Origin of the sequence: Magnetofaba australis IT-1 (assembly GCF_002109495.1) — a bacterium.
Classification (GTDB): domain Bacteria; phylum Pseudomonadota; class Magnetococcia; order Magnetococcales; family Magnetococcaceae; genus Magnetofaba; species Magnetofaba australis.
The window spans coordinates 57,965-75,404 of record NZ_LVJN01000015.1 but is presented as its reverse complement, the minus strand read 5'-3'; the positions used below and the strand labels follow the sequence as shown (position 1 = coordinate 75,404).

General features: G+C 62.0%; 12 protein-coding genes. 1 reads left to right on the top strand and 11 read right to left on the bottom strand.

Annotated features, from left to right (window positions below; all coding sequences use genetic code 11):
- Positions 1-128 precede the first annotated feature (128 nt).
- Positions 129-614 (top strand): protein-export chaperone SecB, encoded by a 486-nt coding sequence (secB, locus tag MAIT1_RS02630; RefSeq protein WP_085440467.1) that lies wholly within the window; start codon positions 129-131, stop codon positions 612-614.
- A gap of 395 nt (positions 615-1,009) precedes the next feature.
- On the opposite strand, the gene MAIT1_RS02625 is transcribed toward secB, so the two are convergent.
- From MAIT1_RS02625 to MAIT1_RS02575, 11 genes are all read right to left on the bottom strand, one after another.
- A complete protein-coding gene (locus tag MAIT1_RS02625) occupies positions 1,010-1,471 on the bottom strand; it encodes a response regulator (RefSeq protein ID WP_085440466.1) in 462 nt (153 codons plus the stop codon).
- Positions 1,472-1,624: 153 nt separating this feature from the next.
- Positions 1,625-4,045 carry a response regulator gene (locus MAIT1_RS02620; protein WP_158089268.1) on the bottom strand — a complete coding sequence of 807 codons (2,421 nt, stop codon included), beginning with the start codon at positions 4,043-4,045 and terminating at the stop codon, positions 1,625-1,627.
- Between the two features lie 33 nt (positions 4,046-4,078).
- On the bottom strand, positions 4,079-5,080 hold the full coding sequence (locus MAIT1_RS02615; RefSeq protein ID WP_085440464.1) for a response regulator: 1,002 nt from the start codon (positions 5,078-5,080) through the stop codon (positions 4,079-4,081).
- Positions 5,081-5,093: 13 nt separating this feature from the next.
- Positions 5,094-9,311: a response regulator gene (locus MAIT1_RS02610; protein WP_085440463.1), complete on the bottom strand. Its 4,218-nt coding sequence runs from the start codon at positions 9,309-9,311 to the stop codon at positions 5,094-5,096.
- Between the two features lie 126 nt (positions 9,312-9,437).
- Entirely contained in the window at positions 9,438-10,880 is a 1,443-nt protein-coding gene (locus MAIT1_RS02605; protein ID WP_085440462.1) for an SDR family NAD(P)-dependent oxidoreductase, read from the bottom strand.
- Positions 10,881-11,097: 217 nt separating this feature from the next.
- Positions 11,098-12,132 (bottom strand): hypothetical protein, encoded by a 1,035-nt coding sequence (locus tag MAIT1_RS02600; RefSeq protein WP_085440461.1) that lies wholly within the window; start codon positions 12,130-12,132, stop codon positions 11,098-11,100.
- A 219-nt stretch (positions 12,133-12,351) separates the two neighbouring features.
- Complete coding sequence (locus tag MAIT1_RS02595; RefSeq protein WP_085440460.1) at positions 12,352-14,043, bottom strand: HAD-IIIC family phosphatase; 1,692 nt, start codon at positions 14,041-14,043, stop codon at positions 12,352-12,354.
- Positions 14,036-14,326 (bottom strand): hypothetical protein, encoded by a 291-nt coding sequence (locus tag MAIT1_RS02590; protein WP_085440459.1) that lies wholly within the window; start codon positions 14,324-14,326, stop codon positions 14,036-14,038. The genes MAIT1_RS02595 and MAIT1_RS02590 overlap by 8 nt, the downstream gene beginning before the upstream one ends.
- 230 nt (positions 14,327-14,556) lie before the next feature.
- Positions 14,557-15,528, bottom strand: coding sequence for a polysaccharide deacetylase family protein (locus tag MAIT1_RS02585; RefSeq protein ID WP_158089267.1), 972 nt, complete (start codon positions 15,526-15,528; stop codon positions 14,557-14,559).
- A gap of 125 nt (positions 15,529-15,653) precedes the next feature.
- On the bottom strand, positions 15,654-16,268 hold the full coding sequence (locus tag MAIT1_RS02580; protein WP_085440457.1) for an Hsp20/alpha crystallin family protein: 615 nt from the start codon (positions 16,266-16,268) through the stop codon (positions 15,654-15,656).
- Positions 16,265-17,437: an FIST C-terminal domain-containing protein gene (locus tag MAIT1_RS02575; RefSeq protein WP_085440456.1), complete on the bottom strand. Its 1,173-nt coding sequence runs from the start codon at positions 17,435-17,437 to the stop codon at positions 16,265-16,267. Before MAIT1_RS02575 ends, MAIT1_RS02580 begins: the two co-directional genes overlap by 4 nt.
- Positions 17,438-17,440 lie beyond the last annotated feature (3 nt).

The window sequence follows — 17,440 nt, the reverse complement described above, 5'->3', positions numbered from 1 at the left end:
CGCCCTTCAATGCCGCCGCGCATTGATCGCTGCTGGCCGCACCGCCGCCCACGGCGGTTTCGCCACAGCCTGTCAAATACGACGCCAACACGATCCCGCTGCGGGGTCGCCAACCAAGGAGCGCAATCATGTCTGAAGTCCAGAACCCGCAAGACGCCGCCGCCGGACAGGAACCGCCGGTGTTTCACGTCGCCAAACTCTACCTGAAAGATCTCTCCTTCGAGAGCCCCAACGCCCCGGACGCGTTTGGCGAAACCGGCGAGCCCAAAGCGGAGTTCAACCTCGACACCAAAGCCGCGCGCAAGTCCGACGATCACTATGAAGTCACCCTGCAGGTGACGGTGACGGTGAAAGACGCCAGCGGCGAGAAGACCATGTTCCTGGCGGAAGTGGTGTATGCCGGTCTGTTCCTGATCAAGAACATCCCTGAGCAGCATCTGCCCATGGTGCTGGGCATTGAGTGCCCCAACATCCTCTTCCCCTACCTGCGTCAGCTGGTCTCCTCGGTGGTGCAGGATGGCGGTTTCAAGCCGATGGTGCTGGACCCCATCAACTTCGCTGCTCTGTTCCAGCAAGCACAACAGCAGCAAGCCGCGCAGCAGGCCGCCAACTAAGCGCTGCTTCGCACACACGCACAAAAAAGGCGCGACCCCAAAGGGTCGCGCCTTTTTTTATAGTCGCTAGCATTCAATAGTGAACATTTGGGCGCTGAAAGATATCGAGGGCTATGCCCTCGAGCTCCCAAGGTCAACATCCAAACCGTGGGCTCCGCCCACACCAGCTTAAGGGTCACAGACCCTTAAGAATCCCGACAAATTTCCGTTGGAAATTTGTCCCATAGTCAGCGCAAGTTCAGCCTGCGTCACGCAAACATTGAGCGCTTTGGATGTGTGTCATTCTGGATTCAAGCGACTATATATTCTCATCACCTTTTGAGCCCTGTCATCAGCCACACGGCTCTAACCCACGCTCTGTGACGAGGGGGGAGTCCCGCACATCGCGCAGAGGGTTAGACGCTCACGCCCGCCTTGCGGAAGAACGCCTCCATATCGGCCACCGCTTTATCGCGCTGCTCCTCGCCCCATTGCGCCTCATCCACCAGCCGGTGGATCTCCTGCTTGGCCACCACCGAAACATGGGGATCGTTGAGGGTGTTGATCGCCTTGAGGGTGGCCAAACCGGTCAGAAACAGCACCGGCATACGGCTGTTGGCCGCGCGCAGTTGGTTGAGCAGCTCGGTGCCGGTCACCTTGGGCATGTCGAAGTCGGTGATCATCAGATCGAACGACTCGCTGCTGAGTTTATCCAGCGCCTCCTGGCCATCGGAAACCACCGTCACATGGAACCCAAGCGGCTCCAAAATCCGCTTGCGCCAGATGTACTGGGTGCCGGTATCATCTTCCGCGTACAACACGCGCGCGCCCTGCTTAATACGCGGTTTCAGACGGTTGACGAAATCATCGAGCTTCATGTCAGGCCCTTTCGCGCCAGCGGGAAGTCGGCGACGGATCGACCGACCTTCCCGGTTATTTTCCCCCAAAACGATAGTTTCATACTGCGCTAAAAACAGCTAAGAAATCAACGCTATAATTCAGTTTTTTACTGCAAAAGAAGCGAACGAAACTCATTGCGCTCCCGCATCCAAATAGGCTTGTACCGCCGCATACGCTGCGCGCAGAGCCTGCGCCGCTTGCGTCTGCTCCTGGGATGTCATCGCTGAGGGCGACTCACGCAAACGCATCTCCACCGCGCGCACCGTTTCACTCAGTTCATCCAGACCCAGATTCACCGCCACGCCCGCCAGCTTGTGCAGCGCCGAGGCCGCCGCCTCCGGCGGCATCTGCGCCACGCTGTCGACAAAGCCGTCATGATCCACCAGGAACTGCGAGAGGAACTGACGATAAACTTCGTCATCTCCCCACAGTTTGAGACTGCGCGCAACATTCAGTTCACTGGTTGCTAGCGCAATTTTCTCAGGGATTTTCGGCGCATCGCTCTCCACCTCCGCAGAATCCACCGCGCTGACCCGCCAATTGGTGAGTTTTAAAATCAGCGCCACCGCCAGCTCCACGTCCAATGGCTTGGCGACGAACCCATCCATGCCCGCATCCAGCGCCATGCCGCGTTCGCTCTTGAACGCCCCCGCCGACAACGCAATGATGGGGATCTTCTCGCCACCGGGCAGCGCGCGCAGCGCCTGAGTGGCGGCGTAGCCATCCATGCCGGGCATCTGCACATCCATGAGAATCAGATCATAGCCGCGATCGGCCTGCACCATGGCGATGGCGTTCTCACCGCCATCGGCCTGGTCGACATGGGCTCCTTCGCGGTGAAACACCCGTTGCGCCACCTCCCGGTTGACCGGGTTGTCATCCACCACAAGGATGCGCATTCCCTGCAGACGCTCAACCCGCGGCGGCGCTCCCGATGCGGGCTCCTCCCCAGAGCGACGGCGGCGCGCTTGCTCTATGGCGCGCGCCAGCGCCAACGGAGTGACCGGCTTACCCAAACGCGCATCGGGCGCAGAGCCGTTGAAGGTGGTCGACAGCGGACCGGTCTCGCGGCGCGTGAGCAGAATCAGCAGCGGTGGCTCATCGCTCTGCTCCCGCCCCAGCGCCGCCCATTCGGCATGCGCCGGATCGCCATATTCGCCATCCAGCACGCACTGGTCGGCCAACACCACGTCCACCCCCTCATCCAGGGTGATGGCGGGGGTGGCGGCGGGATCCTTGGAACTGGTCAAACACGGAGTCAGATCCACCGCATCACAGCCCAAGGCCGCTACACACTGTGCAATGGCCGATTGGGAGTGGGCCGTCTGAATCGCCAGACCCACGCGCAATTTCGCGTCCGAAATCGCCGGGGGCGCCTCTTCCAAGTCGGCGTCGCAAGCCAAATCCAGGGTGAAGAAGAATTCACTGCCTTTGCCCTCTTCACTGGCCACCGACAATTCGCCGCCCATCAAGCCTGTCAACTCGCGACTGATGGTCAACCCCAGTCCGGTGCCGCCAAAACGGCGCGTGGTGGAGCTATCAGCCTGGGAGAACGCCGCAAAAATCCGCGATTGCTGCTCCGGCGTCATGCCGATGCCGGTGTCGCTGACAGCGAACCTCAACACACAGCGCCCAGGCTCGGCGGGCTGACTCTCAATGACCACGGCCACATGTCCCTCGGCGGTGAACTTGATGGCGTTGTTGGCCAGATTGATCAGAACCTGTTCCAGACGCAGAGAGTCGCCAATCAGCTTGTCACACTGGGGCGGCGGCGTGATGGTCACCTCCACCAGCTTGTCGCCCAGATTGGCGTTGAGGATCACCCCCAGATTATCGAGCATGGCGTAGAGCGAGAACGGCGCCTGTTCGATATCCAGTCGCCCCGCCTCCAATTTGGAGAAATCGAGGATGTCATTGATGAGAAACTGTAGAGACTGGCCCGCCGTGCAGATTTTGCTGGCCATGCCGCTGGCGTCTTCCGGCAGGCCGGAGTCGGCCAGCAGATTGGCCAGACCGAGGATGGCGTTGAGCGGGGTGCGGATCTCATGGCTCATATTGGCCAGAAACGCGCTCTTGGCGTGGTTGGCGCGTTCGGCCTCCTCTTTGGCGCTCTGCAGCGCGTCCATGGCGCGCATCAAACTGCGCTGATAGTTGCGAATGCCCAGGTGGGTGCGGATGCGCGCCAGGATAATCCCGGCGCTGAAGGGCTTGCCGATGTAGTCCACCGCGCCCAACTCCAGACCGCGCTCCTGCTCCAGATCCTCATCCTTGGCGGTGACAAAGATCACCGGAATCTCAAAAGTGCTGGAGCTCTCTTTGAGGCGGGCGCAGGTGTCGTAACCGTTGATGCCGGGCATCATGACGTCCAACAGGATTATGTCCGGCTGCCGCTCGGCGGCCAGCTTCAGCGCCTCATTGCCGTTGGAGCAGAAGATCAGGCGATAGTCGTCGCGCAAAATGCCGCGCAACGCCTGCAGATTGCTGGGCTCATCATCGACCACCAGAATCAGGCTCTTGTTATCTTCGGCGTCACTGCGATGGGCGCTATTCATCATGCTCCCTTGTACTGCGCATGAAGATGCGGCTCAGGCCACATTCTGACGCTGTTCGAAGCTATCCCATTTCTGCTTAATCTCGAGCAACTGCGGCATCAGACCCAGAAACGCCTCCAGCAAGCGCGGCTCAAAGTGCAAGCCGGAGCCTTCACCCATGACGTCGATGATGCGATCAATAGGCCACGGATCCTTATAGGGCCGCTTCATGCTCAGAGCGTCGAACACGTCGGCCAGCGCCACAATGCGCGCCGCTTCGGGGATATCCTCCCCCGCCAACCCGTTGGGGTAGCCGCTGCCGTCCCACTTTTCGTGATGATACAGCGCGATCTGGGCGGCCATTTGGAACACCGGCGCTTTGCTGTTCTTGAGGATGCCGTGTCCGATCTCGCTATGGGTCCGCATCACCCGCCACTCATCGGCGTCCAGCTTGGCCGGTTTGCGCAAGATGGCGTCGGGAATGCCGATCTTACCGGTATCGTGCATGGGTGCGGCTTGCTCGATCTGCTTGGCTTCCTCTTCGCTCCAACCACATTCGCGCGCCAACAGGCCAGCATAAGCGGCCATGCGCCAGATGTGCACGCCGGTGTCGGAGTCATTATAGTGCCCGGCCGCGCCCAGCATGAAGATGGCGTCGCGGTGGCTATCCTCCAAGCGGATGGCGCGCACCAGCGATAGATGCGTATTGATTCGAGCAAGGACGATGGGCGGCGACGGCGGTTTGATGATGTAGTCGACGCATCCGGCTTCAAAGCCTTCGGCCTCATCGCCCACGTCCGATAAACTGGAGACAAAGATGACCGGAATATGCTCGGTCTCGGGGTCGGCTTTGAGGGCGCGACACACCGCATAGCCATCCATATCCGGCATTTTGATATCCAGCAGAATCATCGCCGGACGCTGCTGTCGCGCCACCGCCAACGCCTCATTGCCGCCGCGGGCAAACAGCAGACGGTATTTGGACGACAGAATCTGACGCATGGCCGCAAGATTTTGCGGTTCATCATCGACGATTAGTAAGGCGCCATACGGCATGCCCACGCTCCATTCACTCCAACGAAATCTTCAATGTGTCGGCCAAATCGCGCACAGCTTGTGCGCAAGCCTGGAAGTCAAACCCTTCCAGCCCTTCGCGCACCCCCTTCAACAGACTCTCTGGAGCCAGTTGCGCGATGCGCTCCAGCACCGCTTCGGCCGGCTCTGGATCATGTGTGGCCAGCGCAGCCAACATGTCGCGCAACAACGGCTCCACGGCCTTGGCGTCCACCGCATCAGCCGCTGCGCCGAGATCCTGCGCATTCGCGTCCGCCGCCGACGGCGCGTAGCGTGAAATTGAGTCCAATCCTATGGTGATTGCTTCGCCAAGATTGGACAAAATCGTTTGCGCGCTTGTTCCCTCCAGCAGCGCCTCCTCGGCCTCGCCCGCATAGCGCGCCACATCGCGCAACCCCAGGTTGCCCGCCGCCCCTTTGAGCTTGTGGGCAATCGCCGAGCCCTGCTCTGGAGAAGCGTCCTCAATCTGCGTCACCACATCTTTGTAGTCCGCTGCAAAACGGGTGAGGTAGCGCTGGTAGACGGCTTTGTCACGCCACACCTGCAGCGCCCCCTGCACATCCAGTCCCGCCAGATCGCTGTGCTCCTCCTCCGGCTCCGACGCGGTGGGCGTCTCGGGCGGCGGCGTCTGCGCGTCAGCTCCCTCCGGCTCGCGCTGCGGCGGCTCCCAGCCGGTCATCCGCTGGATCAGCCCCACCGCCATCTCCACATCGAACGGTTTGGCGATAAAGGCGTCCATGCCCGCCTTGCTGGCTTTATCCTGCTGATTTTTGAATGCGCCCGCCGTCAACGCCACAATCGGCAGAGACTCCATATCGGGCAGCGCGCGAATCTCATGGGTGGCGGCGTAGCCATCCATCACCGGCATCTGCACATCCATCAAAATGATGTCAAATGCGCGCGCGGCGTGGCGCACCTTCTGCACCGCCTCCAGACCGTCGTTGGCCAGCGTCACCTCGGCGCCTTCGCTCACAAAGATGCGCTGCGCCACCTCGCGGTTGATCTCGCTATCATCCACCACCAGCAGGTTCAAACCGGTCAAGCGGCGGCTGGGCGCCCCAGAGGGCGCGGTGCGCGTGGCGTTGGCCGGATTCTGCGCCTTCTTGGCTTTGACCACGGCGTCATACAGGGTGGACGGCGTCACCGGTTTGCTCAGCACCGCATCCACATAACGCAACTCCGGCGCGTTGCTCAGCGACTCCAGAGCATGACCGGTCACCATCACCACAATGGGCGTGCGCTCAACAGCGCACATCTCGTGGACCCGCTGCGCCACCTGCAGACCATCCATGCCCGGCATGCGCCAATCCACCACCAGCACGTCGGTCTGCTCCTTGCCGCCAGCGAGCTTGCGCACCACATCCAGCGCCTCTTCGCCGCTGGCGGTTATCGTGCTTGACCACCCCAACCCCTGCGCGGTCTGGGCAATGGCTTCCCGCGCTTCGGGGCTATCATCCACCACCACCATGTCTATTTCCGACATATCCGGCTGCGATAGTTGAATATCTTCGGCGCATTCGAATGTCAGTGTAAAGCAAAATTGACTACCCTTGCCCAATTCGCTGGTCAGAGTGATCTCACCGCCCATCAGCGACACCAGTTGTCGGCTGATGGCCAGCCCCAGCCCGGTGCCGCCAAACTGCCGCGTGGTGGAGGTGTCGGCTTGGGAGAAGGGGGCGAAGATCTCTTTTTGCGCCTGCTCGGAGATGCCGATGCCGGTGTCCACCACACAGAATGTCAGCGTGGCGGAGCGCTCGGTGCGATCCTCCAGGGTGATGCGCAACGCCACATGGCCGCGCTCGGTGAATTTGATGGCGTTGCCGGTGAGGTTGATCAGCACCTGCTCCAAGCGCAGGGCGTCGCCACACAATAGATTGGCCTGGGTGGGCGGCGGTGAGATCACCAACTCCAAATCTTTTTCGCCCACATTGGAGGCCATGATGGTGGAGAGATTCTCCAGCACATCATTGAGCAGGAAGGGGGCGCGCTCAATCTCCAAACGCCCCGCCTCCAGTTTGGAGAAGTCGAGGATGTCGTTAATGATCAGCAACAGGGTGCGCCCGGCATTGACCACCTTGCGCACCATAGCGTTGGCGTCGCCAGGCAGCTCCTGCTTCTGCAGCAGATAGGCCATGCCCAGAATGGCGTTCATGGGGGTGCGGATTTCGTGGCTCATATTGGCCAGAAACTCACCCTTCACTTTGTTCAATCGCTCGGCGTTACGGCGTGCGGCATCCAGCTCGGCGGTGCGTTCGGCGACCCGTAACTCCAGCTCATCCCTGTGCTCAATAAGCTGTTTTTCCAGCAACATGCGCTCGGTCACATCGTAACTGACGCCGAGCATGCGGTAGGCTTTGCCGGAGTCGTCGCGGAACACCACGCCGTGGGTCTTGATGTGGCGGATGGCGCTGTCATCCAGGCGAATGCGGAAGGTCTCATCCAGCGGCGCGCCCCACTTAAGGGCGGCTTCGATGGCGTTCAAAAAGTCGCGCCGATCCTCCTCCAGAATGCGCTCGGTCCACGCCCCCTGGCGCGCATCGAAGGCGTCGCTGGTCAGATCGAACAGCTCCAGCATCTGCGTATCCCAGTGCAGACGGTCGACGCCGATCTCCCAGTCCCAAATGCCAATGCCGCCGGCGCGGGTGGAGAGCTCCAGCCGCTCCTTGACCTGGTTGAGCTTGATATTCTGCGCCTCCAACTCCGCGTTGAGGTTACGGATGACGTTGGTGGCGGCGCGTTCGCTGGTGATGTCGCGAATTTCGCTGATCACCAGTTTCTTATCGCCCTCGCCGCTCACATTGAGGCTGATCTTGACCGGAAATTCGGTGCCGTCGCGGCGCAAGGCATAGAGATCGTCGCGGCCCCGGCCCATATCGCGTTTAATCGGATGTTGCAGGAACTCGCTGCGCAGGGCGACGTGCCCCCCCTGATGACGCTTGGGAATGAGGATCTCCACCGGCGCGCCCAGCAGCGCCTCGCGGCTGTAGCCAAACAGCGACTCCACCTCATTATTGACCAGCACAATACGCCCTTGGGCGTCGCTCACCACAATGGCGTCGGGGGTGGACTCCAGCAGGGAGCGGAAGCGCTCTTGCGACTCCTGCAACTCGCCCATGGTGATCTGACGCCGCGCCCAGATCTGCGCGTTGTACCACACCAGAATGCCCAGCATCAGCGCAATCAACAGGTAACCGACAATGAAAGCGCTGCGCAAAGAGGCGCTCAACTCCTGGTAGACCTCAGCAGGGATGTAGTGCGCCAAGGTCCACTGCTCTTTGGCGTCGGCGCGCAGAGCCACGCCGTTGACGGCCAGTTCGCGGGTGGGCTGGAAGGTGCGATAGGTGAGCAGCGCGCCATTGATCTCACGCTGGCCGCGCAGGGGATTCTCTTGGATGATCCGCCACAGATCGGGATGGCGGTTGGCCACGGTCAAATGGCGACGCTCCGGGAACATAAAGCCCCACTCGTCGGATTGACTGGCGCCGCTGAGCCAATAGCCATTCTGATTGATGATCCAAAACTCCCCCAGAGCATCGCGAAAGTTGTTGGAAAGGCGACTGATCAGATCCGCGCCCTTATAGTTGACCACCACCATGTTCTTGGTTTTGCCCTGGCCGTCAAACGTGCGCGCGCCAAAGCGGATCATGGGCAGGAAGGGGATCTCCACCTGTCCCCGTTCAACGTTCAGGTCAAACGGCGACAGGTAGATCTGCTCGCGGTTGAGCTGTTGAATCTCTTTGACGTAGTAGCGATCGCCTTTGTTCTGCAACTGGTCGGCGGTGACGGCGTCGATGCGGCCATTGCGGTTGTTGATGCGCACCATCTCCTGTCCGTCGCCATCGAGCAGCTGCAGTTGGTCATAGATATTGCGGCGGTAGAAGACGAAGGAACGGAAGGTTTCGGTAATCAGCTTGTTGCGCGCAACGGGATCATCAGTGAAGCCCTCCATCATCTGTTCAAGGTGCGACAGATAGAGGGTGTCTTTTTCGATCCACGCCAAGCGGAATCGCATGGCGTTGAAGGTGTTGCTCATGGCGATGCGGGCGCGCACGCGCACATCGCTGCGCTGCTTCTCCACTTCACTGTCGTAGAGATACCAGGCGCCCACGCCCAGCAGCGCCATCATTGGCGCCCATACCAGGAGGGCGCGCCGTAGGGCGCTGAACAGCACCCGAGCCGAGGAGGGGTCGGCGGTGTTGGAATTGGAGATCATCTCGACCCGGGCGGCGAATAGACCGCATTGGTGGGTTTTGCTGCCGCAAACCCCCGTTACAGAATGTGATTAAAAACTTAAACCGAGACGCCGGGAAATGCAAACAGCGATGCGACGAGCAGGTTTTCAGACTACGGGCGCGTGCAGTCGCTCCACCCAGGGCGCGAGCGTTTCCAGGGGCTCGGCGGGAGCTGGGCCTAATAAACTCAGGTTCTGATCGGTGCGCAGCCGCGGCAAGCGCGGCGCAAACGCGCGCAAGAGAGGGTTGCGGGCCTGCAGATGGGCGCAGAGGGACTCTCCGGCGGCCTTGGCGGCGGCGTATTCCGCCACTCCCTCGGGCTGCTCTTCAATAAACACCGTCGAGGGGTAAAATAGAGTTAACGGCTTGTCTGAACCGATAACATGGCGCAATAGCGTAACGGTGTTAGAGAACCCAACCACATAAAATTGTGAGAACATGGCAAAACGATCAGCGTCAAACACATCCCCATGCGCGCCGCCGCCGATGGGCGGTGTAGCGAAGTAGTAAAGATGGGTCACATCCGTCAAATTGGCCAGAACATCGGGCTCGGGCGGCGCGGTGACATCCCACGCCATCACCCCGCAGCGGCCGCCCGCTTGCCCGATCTCATCGGCCACGCGCTGGGCGTCGTCGGCGCCATGGGCGTAGGTGATCATCACCTCGCCGCCGCCTGCGGCGATGAGTTTGGCGCAGATCTCGCCCAGTCCCCGTGCGCCGCCGAGAATCAGCGCATGCTGTCCAGCGTAGCGATTGTGCCCATGGGCGGCGAAGATCTCCGCCGCGCTGGGTTGCGCGGCGGGGGGCGGACGATGGAACGCCGCCAGCGTTCCGCGCAATTGTGCGCCCGAGACGGCGATTTTGATGGGCGCGCGCGGGGTAGAGGCGCGTTTCACCACATACTCCAACGCTGGTGAAGCGCCCTCGGCGCTCTCATCGCGTTGCAGCTCCAGCCCGGAAAAGAGCGAGTGCAGCCCCGGACAGAGCATCCCCACCACCCGGGTGGTGGCCAGCAGAACGGCGATCCAGGCCGGTTCGGCGGTGACCGCCAATTGCGGGAACAGCGCCTCCAAGCGCTGCGCATCCAGAAACAACGGCGTGGCGCCGCGCATCCCTTTGAGGCTGGCGAAGGGCGGATCTTCCGGCGTGGCGGAGGCGTCCCCTCTGGCTGGCTGTGCAGCCGTTAAGCGCGCCAACGCCGCATTGGGCTCCAGCCAGATGCTGGCGCGCGCCGTCCCTTCAGCGCCCACCACCTGCGCCAACCAGGCCCCGTCGGACTCCTGGCGCGGTTCGGCCAGGGTGACGGGATCATCCAAAAACACCGGCTGATGAAACGCGGCGCGCACCGTGCGCCAGGACGCGGCGCCGCGATGCGCCGCCAACTGGTCCAGCGCCCACAGCGTCAGGTGCAGCCCGTGAACCATGATCGCCCCATAAGGAGTGCGCCGAGCGACCACCGGGTCCACATGCAACGGATTGAAGTCACCGGAGAATTCTGCGAACGCCTGTTGATCATCGAGACTGAATTGGCGTGATAACGTAACGCTCATTTACTTTCCAATACTGCATAACACTGAGACTATAAGAAACGCGCACTCAATCCATTGCGTGCTCAGAGGCAAACTAATGAGGGTCCAGGGAAATCATTTCCCTGGCGGGTCAAGGGCAGAGCCCTTGCGGGTCGAGGGCGGCGCCCTCGTGGGGTCTGGGGCACAGCCCCAGTCTCTTTCCTCCCCCAATCAGCCGCTCATTGGAATTCAGAGCGTATCACATGTTCTCTGCTGACAACTGATTGGGACGATCCTGATCGCCATCGGCACGGAAGATCGACGGCGCCGCCTCCCCTTTGAAGGCGTAACGAATGCGCACATTGCGCTGTTCGAACGGCTCAAAATAGTTGGGCGCGATGAATGCGCCATCGGGGTCGAGAGCGAAGAAGCCCGCCTCGGCCAGGGGGGCGTCATCGGGCAAGGCGGCGCACAGGTCGGCGTATTCGCACTCCAATTCGGCCAACTCGGCGCGCAGCGCGTCGCCGCACTGGCCCAGATGGGCGATATCGCCCCAGAAGTCCACCAGCCGCAGCGCGCCCACCCCCGCATGTTCAGCCCGACGCGCCGCCAACAGCGCCACCGGCTTGTCCGCTCGCACCACCGCATACACGCGATAGGTATAGTACGGATGCTCCAGAAAACGGGTGTGAAAATGGCGCGCGCTCTTGGCGGGAATCTGCCCATCGTCGATGGCGCTCACATCCAACTGCGCCAGGGCGGCGGCGTCCAGCAGACGCAACTGCGCAGCGCCGGGCGCGCCGGGCGGAATCACAAAGTCGTCGGGACGGTGGGTCAGCACCGTTGGAGCATCGGGACGCAGCAACAGATATTGCGTCAATTCGTCGCTCACATAACGGAGCGCGCGATACATGGGTGGGTGCGTAGGGTTGATCCCCACCACGCCGAAGCAGGCGGCGGACAACTCCCGCATCATGGTGAGCAGCAGTTGCAGCCCCAGCCCGGCTACCCCCGCGTCATCGCGCACCTTCCACAGCGCCAGCCACGCCACATTGCGTCCGGTCAGTTGCGGGTCGTAGCGGCGGCTGTCGATGAAGCCCAGCACCCCCAGCAGCTCCTCCCCGCGCCACGCCAGAAAGTAGTCATAGCCATCCCGCTCCACCGAGCGGTATTGCCACTCAAACAACCCCTTATGATGCGCCAGAACGTGCTTGGCCGACCAATATTGGCGCAGGAACGCCATCACACGCTCACGCTCATGGGCGGCGCACAGGCGAATTTCAACGCCGCTCATGAATTTGCTCCAGGTAGGATGGCTGTTGTCGGAAGAGGAAAGATATTGAGGGCTGCGCCCTCAAACTCCCCTGAAGATCAACTTCCACACCGTGGGCTCCGCCCACACCCGCTGGGGGCGCGGCCCCCAGACCCCGAAAAATCGGGCCATAAATGTCCCGATTTTCCCCCTGTCTGGTTCTGCGCATCCCTTTTGCTCCCGCCTTATCCGAACGTCCCATCACGCATCCAACACAATATGACCGGGGCTTGGATACTCCTCTTTTGCATCCCACACAAACAGATGCTCAGACTCCTCGCGCCAGCCCGACGCCCGCAGCAGACGCAAACACGGCGCATTGCGCTGCGTGGGCAGATAGCGCGCCTCCAAACGTTCGGCGCCACGACTGCGCGCCTCCGCCACCGCCAGATGCAGCAGCGCCGCCTCCACCCCGCGCCCCATCACCCGGCAACTGAGGATCCAATCACTCACCCGCGCCGTGGCCCCGTCAACGTCCAACGCCACCACCCCGGTCAATCCCGAATCGCCAAACCGATCGCGCACGCTCACCGCGCGCAGCCAGTGGTTCGGCTGCTGCGTCCACGCCGCCAACTCCGCCTCACTTAAGCGCCGCGTGGAGAGATTCATTTGGTTTGTTTTATTAAACAGTTGCGCAATGCGCGGCGCATGGGACTCATGCGCCTGCACAACCGTCACAGTAACGCCTAGCGTCGCCAACCAGTCGTCGATGGAGTCCACCCCATCGCGGGCTTCGCGCCGCTCCCGTTCGGCGGCGGCTAATTCGGCGCGCCGCCGATCCTCCCCACTCAGCGCCGGTTGATCGAAGCAGTCCAACGCGCGCAACGCGGCGGCGTATTCAGTGGGCTGCTTAGGCCACTCCGGGACCAACACATCGGGCAGCGCCTCGCGCACCCGTCCGCGCTCGGCGGGGTTGTCGTCGATGAACAGCACCGATTTCAGCCCCAGATTGATCTCATCGGTGAGCGCGGCGATATTGGCCGCCTTATCGTTCCAGTTGATGCGCCACCCGGCCAGATCGCCGCGTTTCAGCACCATCTCCGGGCGCTTATCAAACGCCTCCAGCGCCACCGACTCCTCATTCTTGCTGGCCAGAGCGATCTGCACCCCGCGCCGGGTGAGCGCCTTGAGCCCCTGCTGAAACGCCACGAACGCCTCGCCCACATGGTCATGCCCACCCAGGCGCACCCCCTGCCAACCGGTCTCGCCAATCACCCCGCCCCACAGGGTGTCGTCCAGATCCACCACCGCCAGCCGACGCGACTCCCCCCGCAAAGCGGTGACGGCGGCGCGCACATCGGCGGCGGCGGCGTCGAACACGGGGTTGGCGTAGGGGGTTTTGGTGGTGAACGCCATGCGCGGCGCGGCGGCTTTGGGACCGGCGGCCATGAGCCAGTTCTGCGCATCCAGCAGGTGGATATTAGACGTGTCCAGCTTCTCCGCCAGATAGAGATTGGCCCGCGCCAGCAGATGCCGCAGGCCGACGCCAGGGCGCCACTCCAGCATACCGTAGCCGCGATCCCCCGGCGGCATCACCCATGTCGCCACCAACAGATGGCGCGAGGCGTCTGCAGCGCGACGCAACAGGGCGGAGAACTGGTCGATCTCCGCCGCCAGCGCCTCCCAGGCCACTGGATGGAACGCCAGCGCATCGGCGAAGCTGGGCAGCACCCCTTCGGGGCGGCTCCACACCATCACCATGCGATTCGCATCCGGCTCCAGCCCGGCGAGGGATTGATATACCTGTCCAAACGGCGCGCTGTGGGCGATGATCTTTGGCCCCGACTCGGCGAAATTGAGCAGACGCGCCAGAATATCCGCGTTGAAGTCGCTGATCAGGGTCAGCGGCGTCTGTTCGCCATGGCTCGGCGCCGTCTGAGCGGAATCAGCCACGCGCGACGATCCAGTCGATCAGGCCGCTGAGTGTGTGGAACGCCTCGGCGCCCTCGGGCTCGGCGCTGGCGTCCACCAGCGACAGGCTCAGATCCAACTGCTCCTCCAATCGCTCCTCTACCGCCACAAACAGGTTGATCAGCGACAGGGAGTCCAACCCGCCCCCCTCGCCCATCAACACCACGTCGGCGGCGTCGGGATCCAGCCGCGACTCCGGCGGCAGTTGGCGATTCAGTTCGATGATCGATTCGCGCACGATGGCGGCAATGGCGTCTTGGCTCATAGTTTTGATTTGAGAAGTGTTGAAGAGTAAAGAGACTGGGGCTTTGCCCCAGACCCCGACCAGGGCGCCGCCCTGGACCCGCGAGGGCTCTGCCCTCGACCCGGCAGGGGAATGATTCCCCTGCACCCCCGTTAGTTTACTTGGTTGCGAACAATCAGCCTAGTTCTGAATCGTCAGCTTCATTCGCGTTACGTAGTAACGCAATTCAAGGACCTGGAGTCATTCCCCTCCTACCACCCTTTGGGCTCGACGAACGCCGCATCGGCCTGGCGCGGAAACGCATTGGTGTCCAAACGCGGCAGCGTCAGCGCATCCTCTTCGCCCACGTGCGCTACGCGCGGCTCGGTGGTCACCGCCAGCGCACACCCCGCCTCACGCAACAGACGCCGCGTAGTGGCATTGTGCCCGCCATAGGGGTAGCAGAAGGTAAACAACTCGTCCAGCGCACCCAACTCGCCGAGAAAGTCGCGCACCGTCGCAATGTCCGCCGCCTGCGCGTCATCGCTCAGGCGATCCAACCAATCATGCGCCGCGCCGTGACCGCCCACGTGCATCCCGGCGCCGATCATGGTTTTGAGCTGGGCGACGTCCATATAGAGTTCATCGGCGAACGCCGCCTCATCGGCGCTGACACAACGCGCAAACAGCGCATCGACGATCTCCCCCCGCAGCGCCGCAGGCAGCACATGCTGCAACATGCGCTTGATGTAGATCACCTCCGCCGTGTCATAACCAAACGGCTTTTTCCACTCCGCCACATACTGCGCCAAGGGGAGCAGATCAAACCGATCCCGCGCCGCCTCCACCGCCGCATCGAGTTGTTCGATGAGCAGATTGCTATCGGGCTGACAGGCGAGAATGTAGTGGATTTTATTGACGTCCAGCACCTGCCGATCCCGCGCCGCGCAGACAGGGGGATAGAACGCGGCAGTGAGCCCGCGCTCCAGCAGATGGGGAAAAACGTGCAGATAGTGGTCCAGATAGCCGTCGTCAAAGGTGAGCAGCGCGGCGTTGGACGGCAACGTCTCATCACCGCGCAGGCACGCCGCTGCCTGCACCATGGAGAGCATCACATAGTGACGCTGAAGATAGTCCAACTGCTGAAGAAAATCGTTTTTCTCCAACCCTTTAATGCCCACGTAACGACTGCGGGCGATGGGCCGGACGTAGTGATACATGACGATGGTGAGCGGCTGGCGCATAACGGCTCCCAAGGCGCGTTGCAGACAGCGTCGGCGGCGCATTGCAGATGCAGCGCCGCAGACGTCCGTTACGCCAAGCAATATGCACGCCAGCGAGCCCGCGTAAAGGGCGGGACGCCCTCCGCTCAGTCGATCATACGCGCTCGCACCGTCACCACCTCGCCATCCACGCTGTGGGTGAGCGTGGCGGGATCCACCGCGCCGGGCAACTGCAAACCGTAGCTGATGCGCTTGGAGCGCGTCGTCTTGCCCAGCGACAACGACACCGTGACGCTCCCCTCCGACGTCTCGGCATCCGGCGAGACCTGGGCGCTCACTTCCAAACGGTTGTCGTCCGAGTCAAATTTGACCGCTACGGTCTCGGCGAACAGACCGGGGATCGATCGGCTGGCCACCGCATACTCCCCTTCTGTGGAGAGACTCCACTGGGGCATTTTGCGCACCAAGGCGTTATACGCTTCGGGATCCTTCACCCCATCACGCATCAACCGCACAATCTGCTTCATCGGGTCATTGGCGCCTGTGGGGTGATCCAGTTCATCGCCGCCAATCACCACGCCGTCACTATCAATGGAGACCTGCATCGCTCCGCCGGAGGAGTTAAACATAAACCATTGAAAGATCAGAGGCGAAGCGAATCCCAGCGCCATCAACCCTAGAAAGCTGAAGAGAAACCAACGCTTGATGCGCTTACCCAGCTCCTGAACCCGTTGTTGTTGCTCTTGCTGCTCCGGCGTCATGCCGTCTCTCCTCCCGCCGCGCCACACAGAATCACGGCGCTGTGAAACGCGGGTTCATCATTGATATCCGTGGCGATCTCACCCAATGAGAGCGCGCCCGCCACCTGATGCGCCCCCACCTGATGCGCCAGCATGCGCAGCTCCTCCTGCGCCGCCTCCACGCCGAACTGCAAACGCCGCCCGGCACAATAGAAGGTCAGCAGTCGGCCCTGCACACGCCCTTTCAGACTCGCGCCCAGCCGCTCCACGCAGTGGCTCCCCTCCAGCGTCCCCGGAGCCTGAATCAACGCCGTGAGCGTGCCTTCGGGGACTTCGCCCACACAGATCAACGCGCCGTCTTCATCCAGCGCCACCGGAATGCGGATACTGGGCGAGACGCCTTTCTGCATCAGCATCAACGGATAGTGGACCGCTTGCTGGTAGAAGCTGTCGCGATCCATCTCCATGGCGTAGTCAGTCTTAAGAATGCGCTGATAGACATCGAACGCCGGCTCCTCATCCAATTCGATGACGCGATTGTTATCGCTGCGGGTCACGGTGGAGAGGCGCATGGGGGCGATGCAACCATGCTCCACGGCGATCTCGCCCGCCGCCTGCGGGGCCAGCAGGACCAACGCGCCACCTTGGATTGTGCGCTGGTCATCAAACAGACAGGGCAATGGGGTAAAGCTCTCGCTGCCCACATTGCACCCGGCATACAGAACGTCAAGGTCGTCCCGCTCCAACCGTTCACTCAGATTGCGCAGCACCGGGCACAGGTCGGGCAACAGCGCGTCAAACAGCATAAACAGCAACGGCGTGGTCGACCCATTGTCTATATGAGCGGCGACGAATTCTGCGATGCCCCGGTCCAAACTCCCATTCGGAGCGTCTGCGGGATCCAGCAACACAAACGGCGGCATCGCACAAAAGCCCAGCAACCACGCGCCCTGCTGTGAAAATCCCGCATCTTCCACCAACGCCGGGAACACCCCGCCCGCCAACGCCAACCCGCGCGCCGAACACGCCTGTTGCAGCGCGGGAATGGCTGCGGTTTCCGCCTCAGGAAGCAGCGCCAGCACGCCGCCCCCGGCGCCCACAGCACACGCCGTGAGAAAAGCGTCCAGAGATTCGCCCACGCCCGCTGCGCTCAGATCCAGCGCCCGAATGAAATGGTCCGCCGCCAGCATGGC

Excerpts from the sequence above, each read along its gene's own strand:
- secB (WP_085440467.1), top strand. The coding sequence starts at position 129 with ATGTCTGAAGTCCAGAACCCGCAAGACGCCGCCGCCGGACAGGAACCG.
- MAIT1_RS02625 (WP_085440466.1), bottom strand. The coding sequence starts at position 1,471 with ATGAAGCTCGATGATTTCGTCAACCGTCTGAAACCGCGTATTAAGCAG.
- MAIT1_RS02620 (WP_158089268.1), bottom strand. The coding sequence starts at position 4,045 with ATGAATAGCGCCCATCGCAGTGACGCCGAAGATAACAAGAGCCTGATT.
- MAIT1_RS02615 (WP_085440464.1), bottom strand. The coding sequence starts at position 5,080 with ATGCCGTATGGCGCCTTACTAATCGTCGATGATGAACCGCAAAATCTT.
- MAIT1_RS02610 (WP_085440463.1), bottom strand. The coding sequence starts at position 9,311 with ATGATCTCCAATTCCAACACCGCCGACCCCTCCTCGGCTCGGGTGCTG.
- MAIT1_RS02605 (WP_085440462.1), bottom strand. The coding sequence starts at position 10,880 with ATGAGCGTTACGTTATCACGCCAATTCAGTCTCGATGATCAACAGGCG.
- MAIT1_RS02600 (WP_085440461.1), bottom strand. The coding sequence starts at position 12,132 with ATGAGCGGCGTTGAAATTCGCCTGTGCGCCGCCCATGAGCGTGAGCGT.
- MAIT1_RS02590 (WP_085440459.1), bottom strand. The coding sequence starts at position 14,326 with ATGAGCCAAGACGCCATTGCCGCCATCGTGCGCGAATCGATCATCGAA.
- MAIT1_RS02585 (WP_158089267.1), bottom strand. The coding sequence starts at position 15,528 with ATGCGCCAGCCGCTCACCATCGTCATGTATCACTACGTCCGGCCCATC.
- MAIT1_RS02580 (WP_085440457.1), bottom strand. The coding sequence starts at position 16,268 with ATGACGCCGGAGCAGCAAGAGCAACAACAACGGGTTCAGGAGCTGGGT.
- MAIT1_RS02575 (WP_085440456.1), bottom strand. The coding sequence starts at position 17,437 with ATGCTGGCGGCGGACCATTTCATTCGGGCGCTGGATCTGAGCGCAGCG.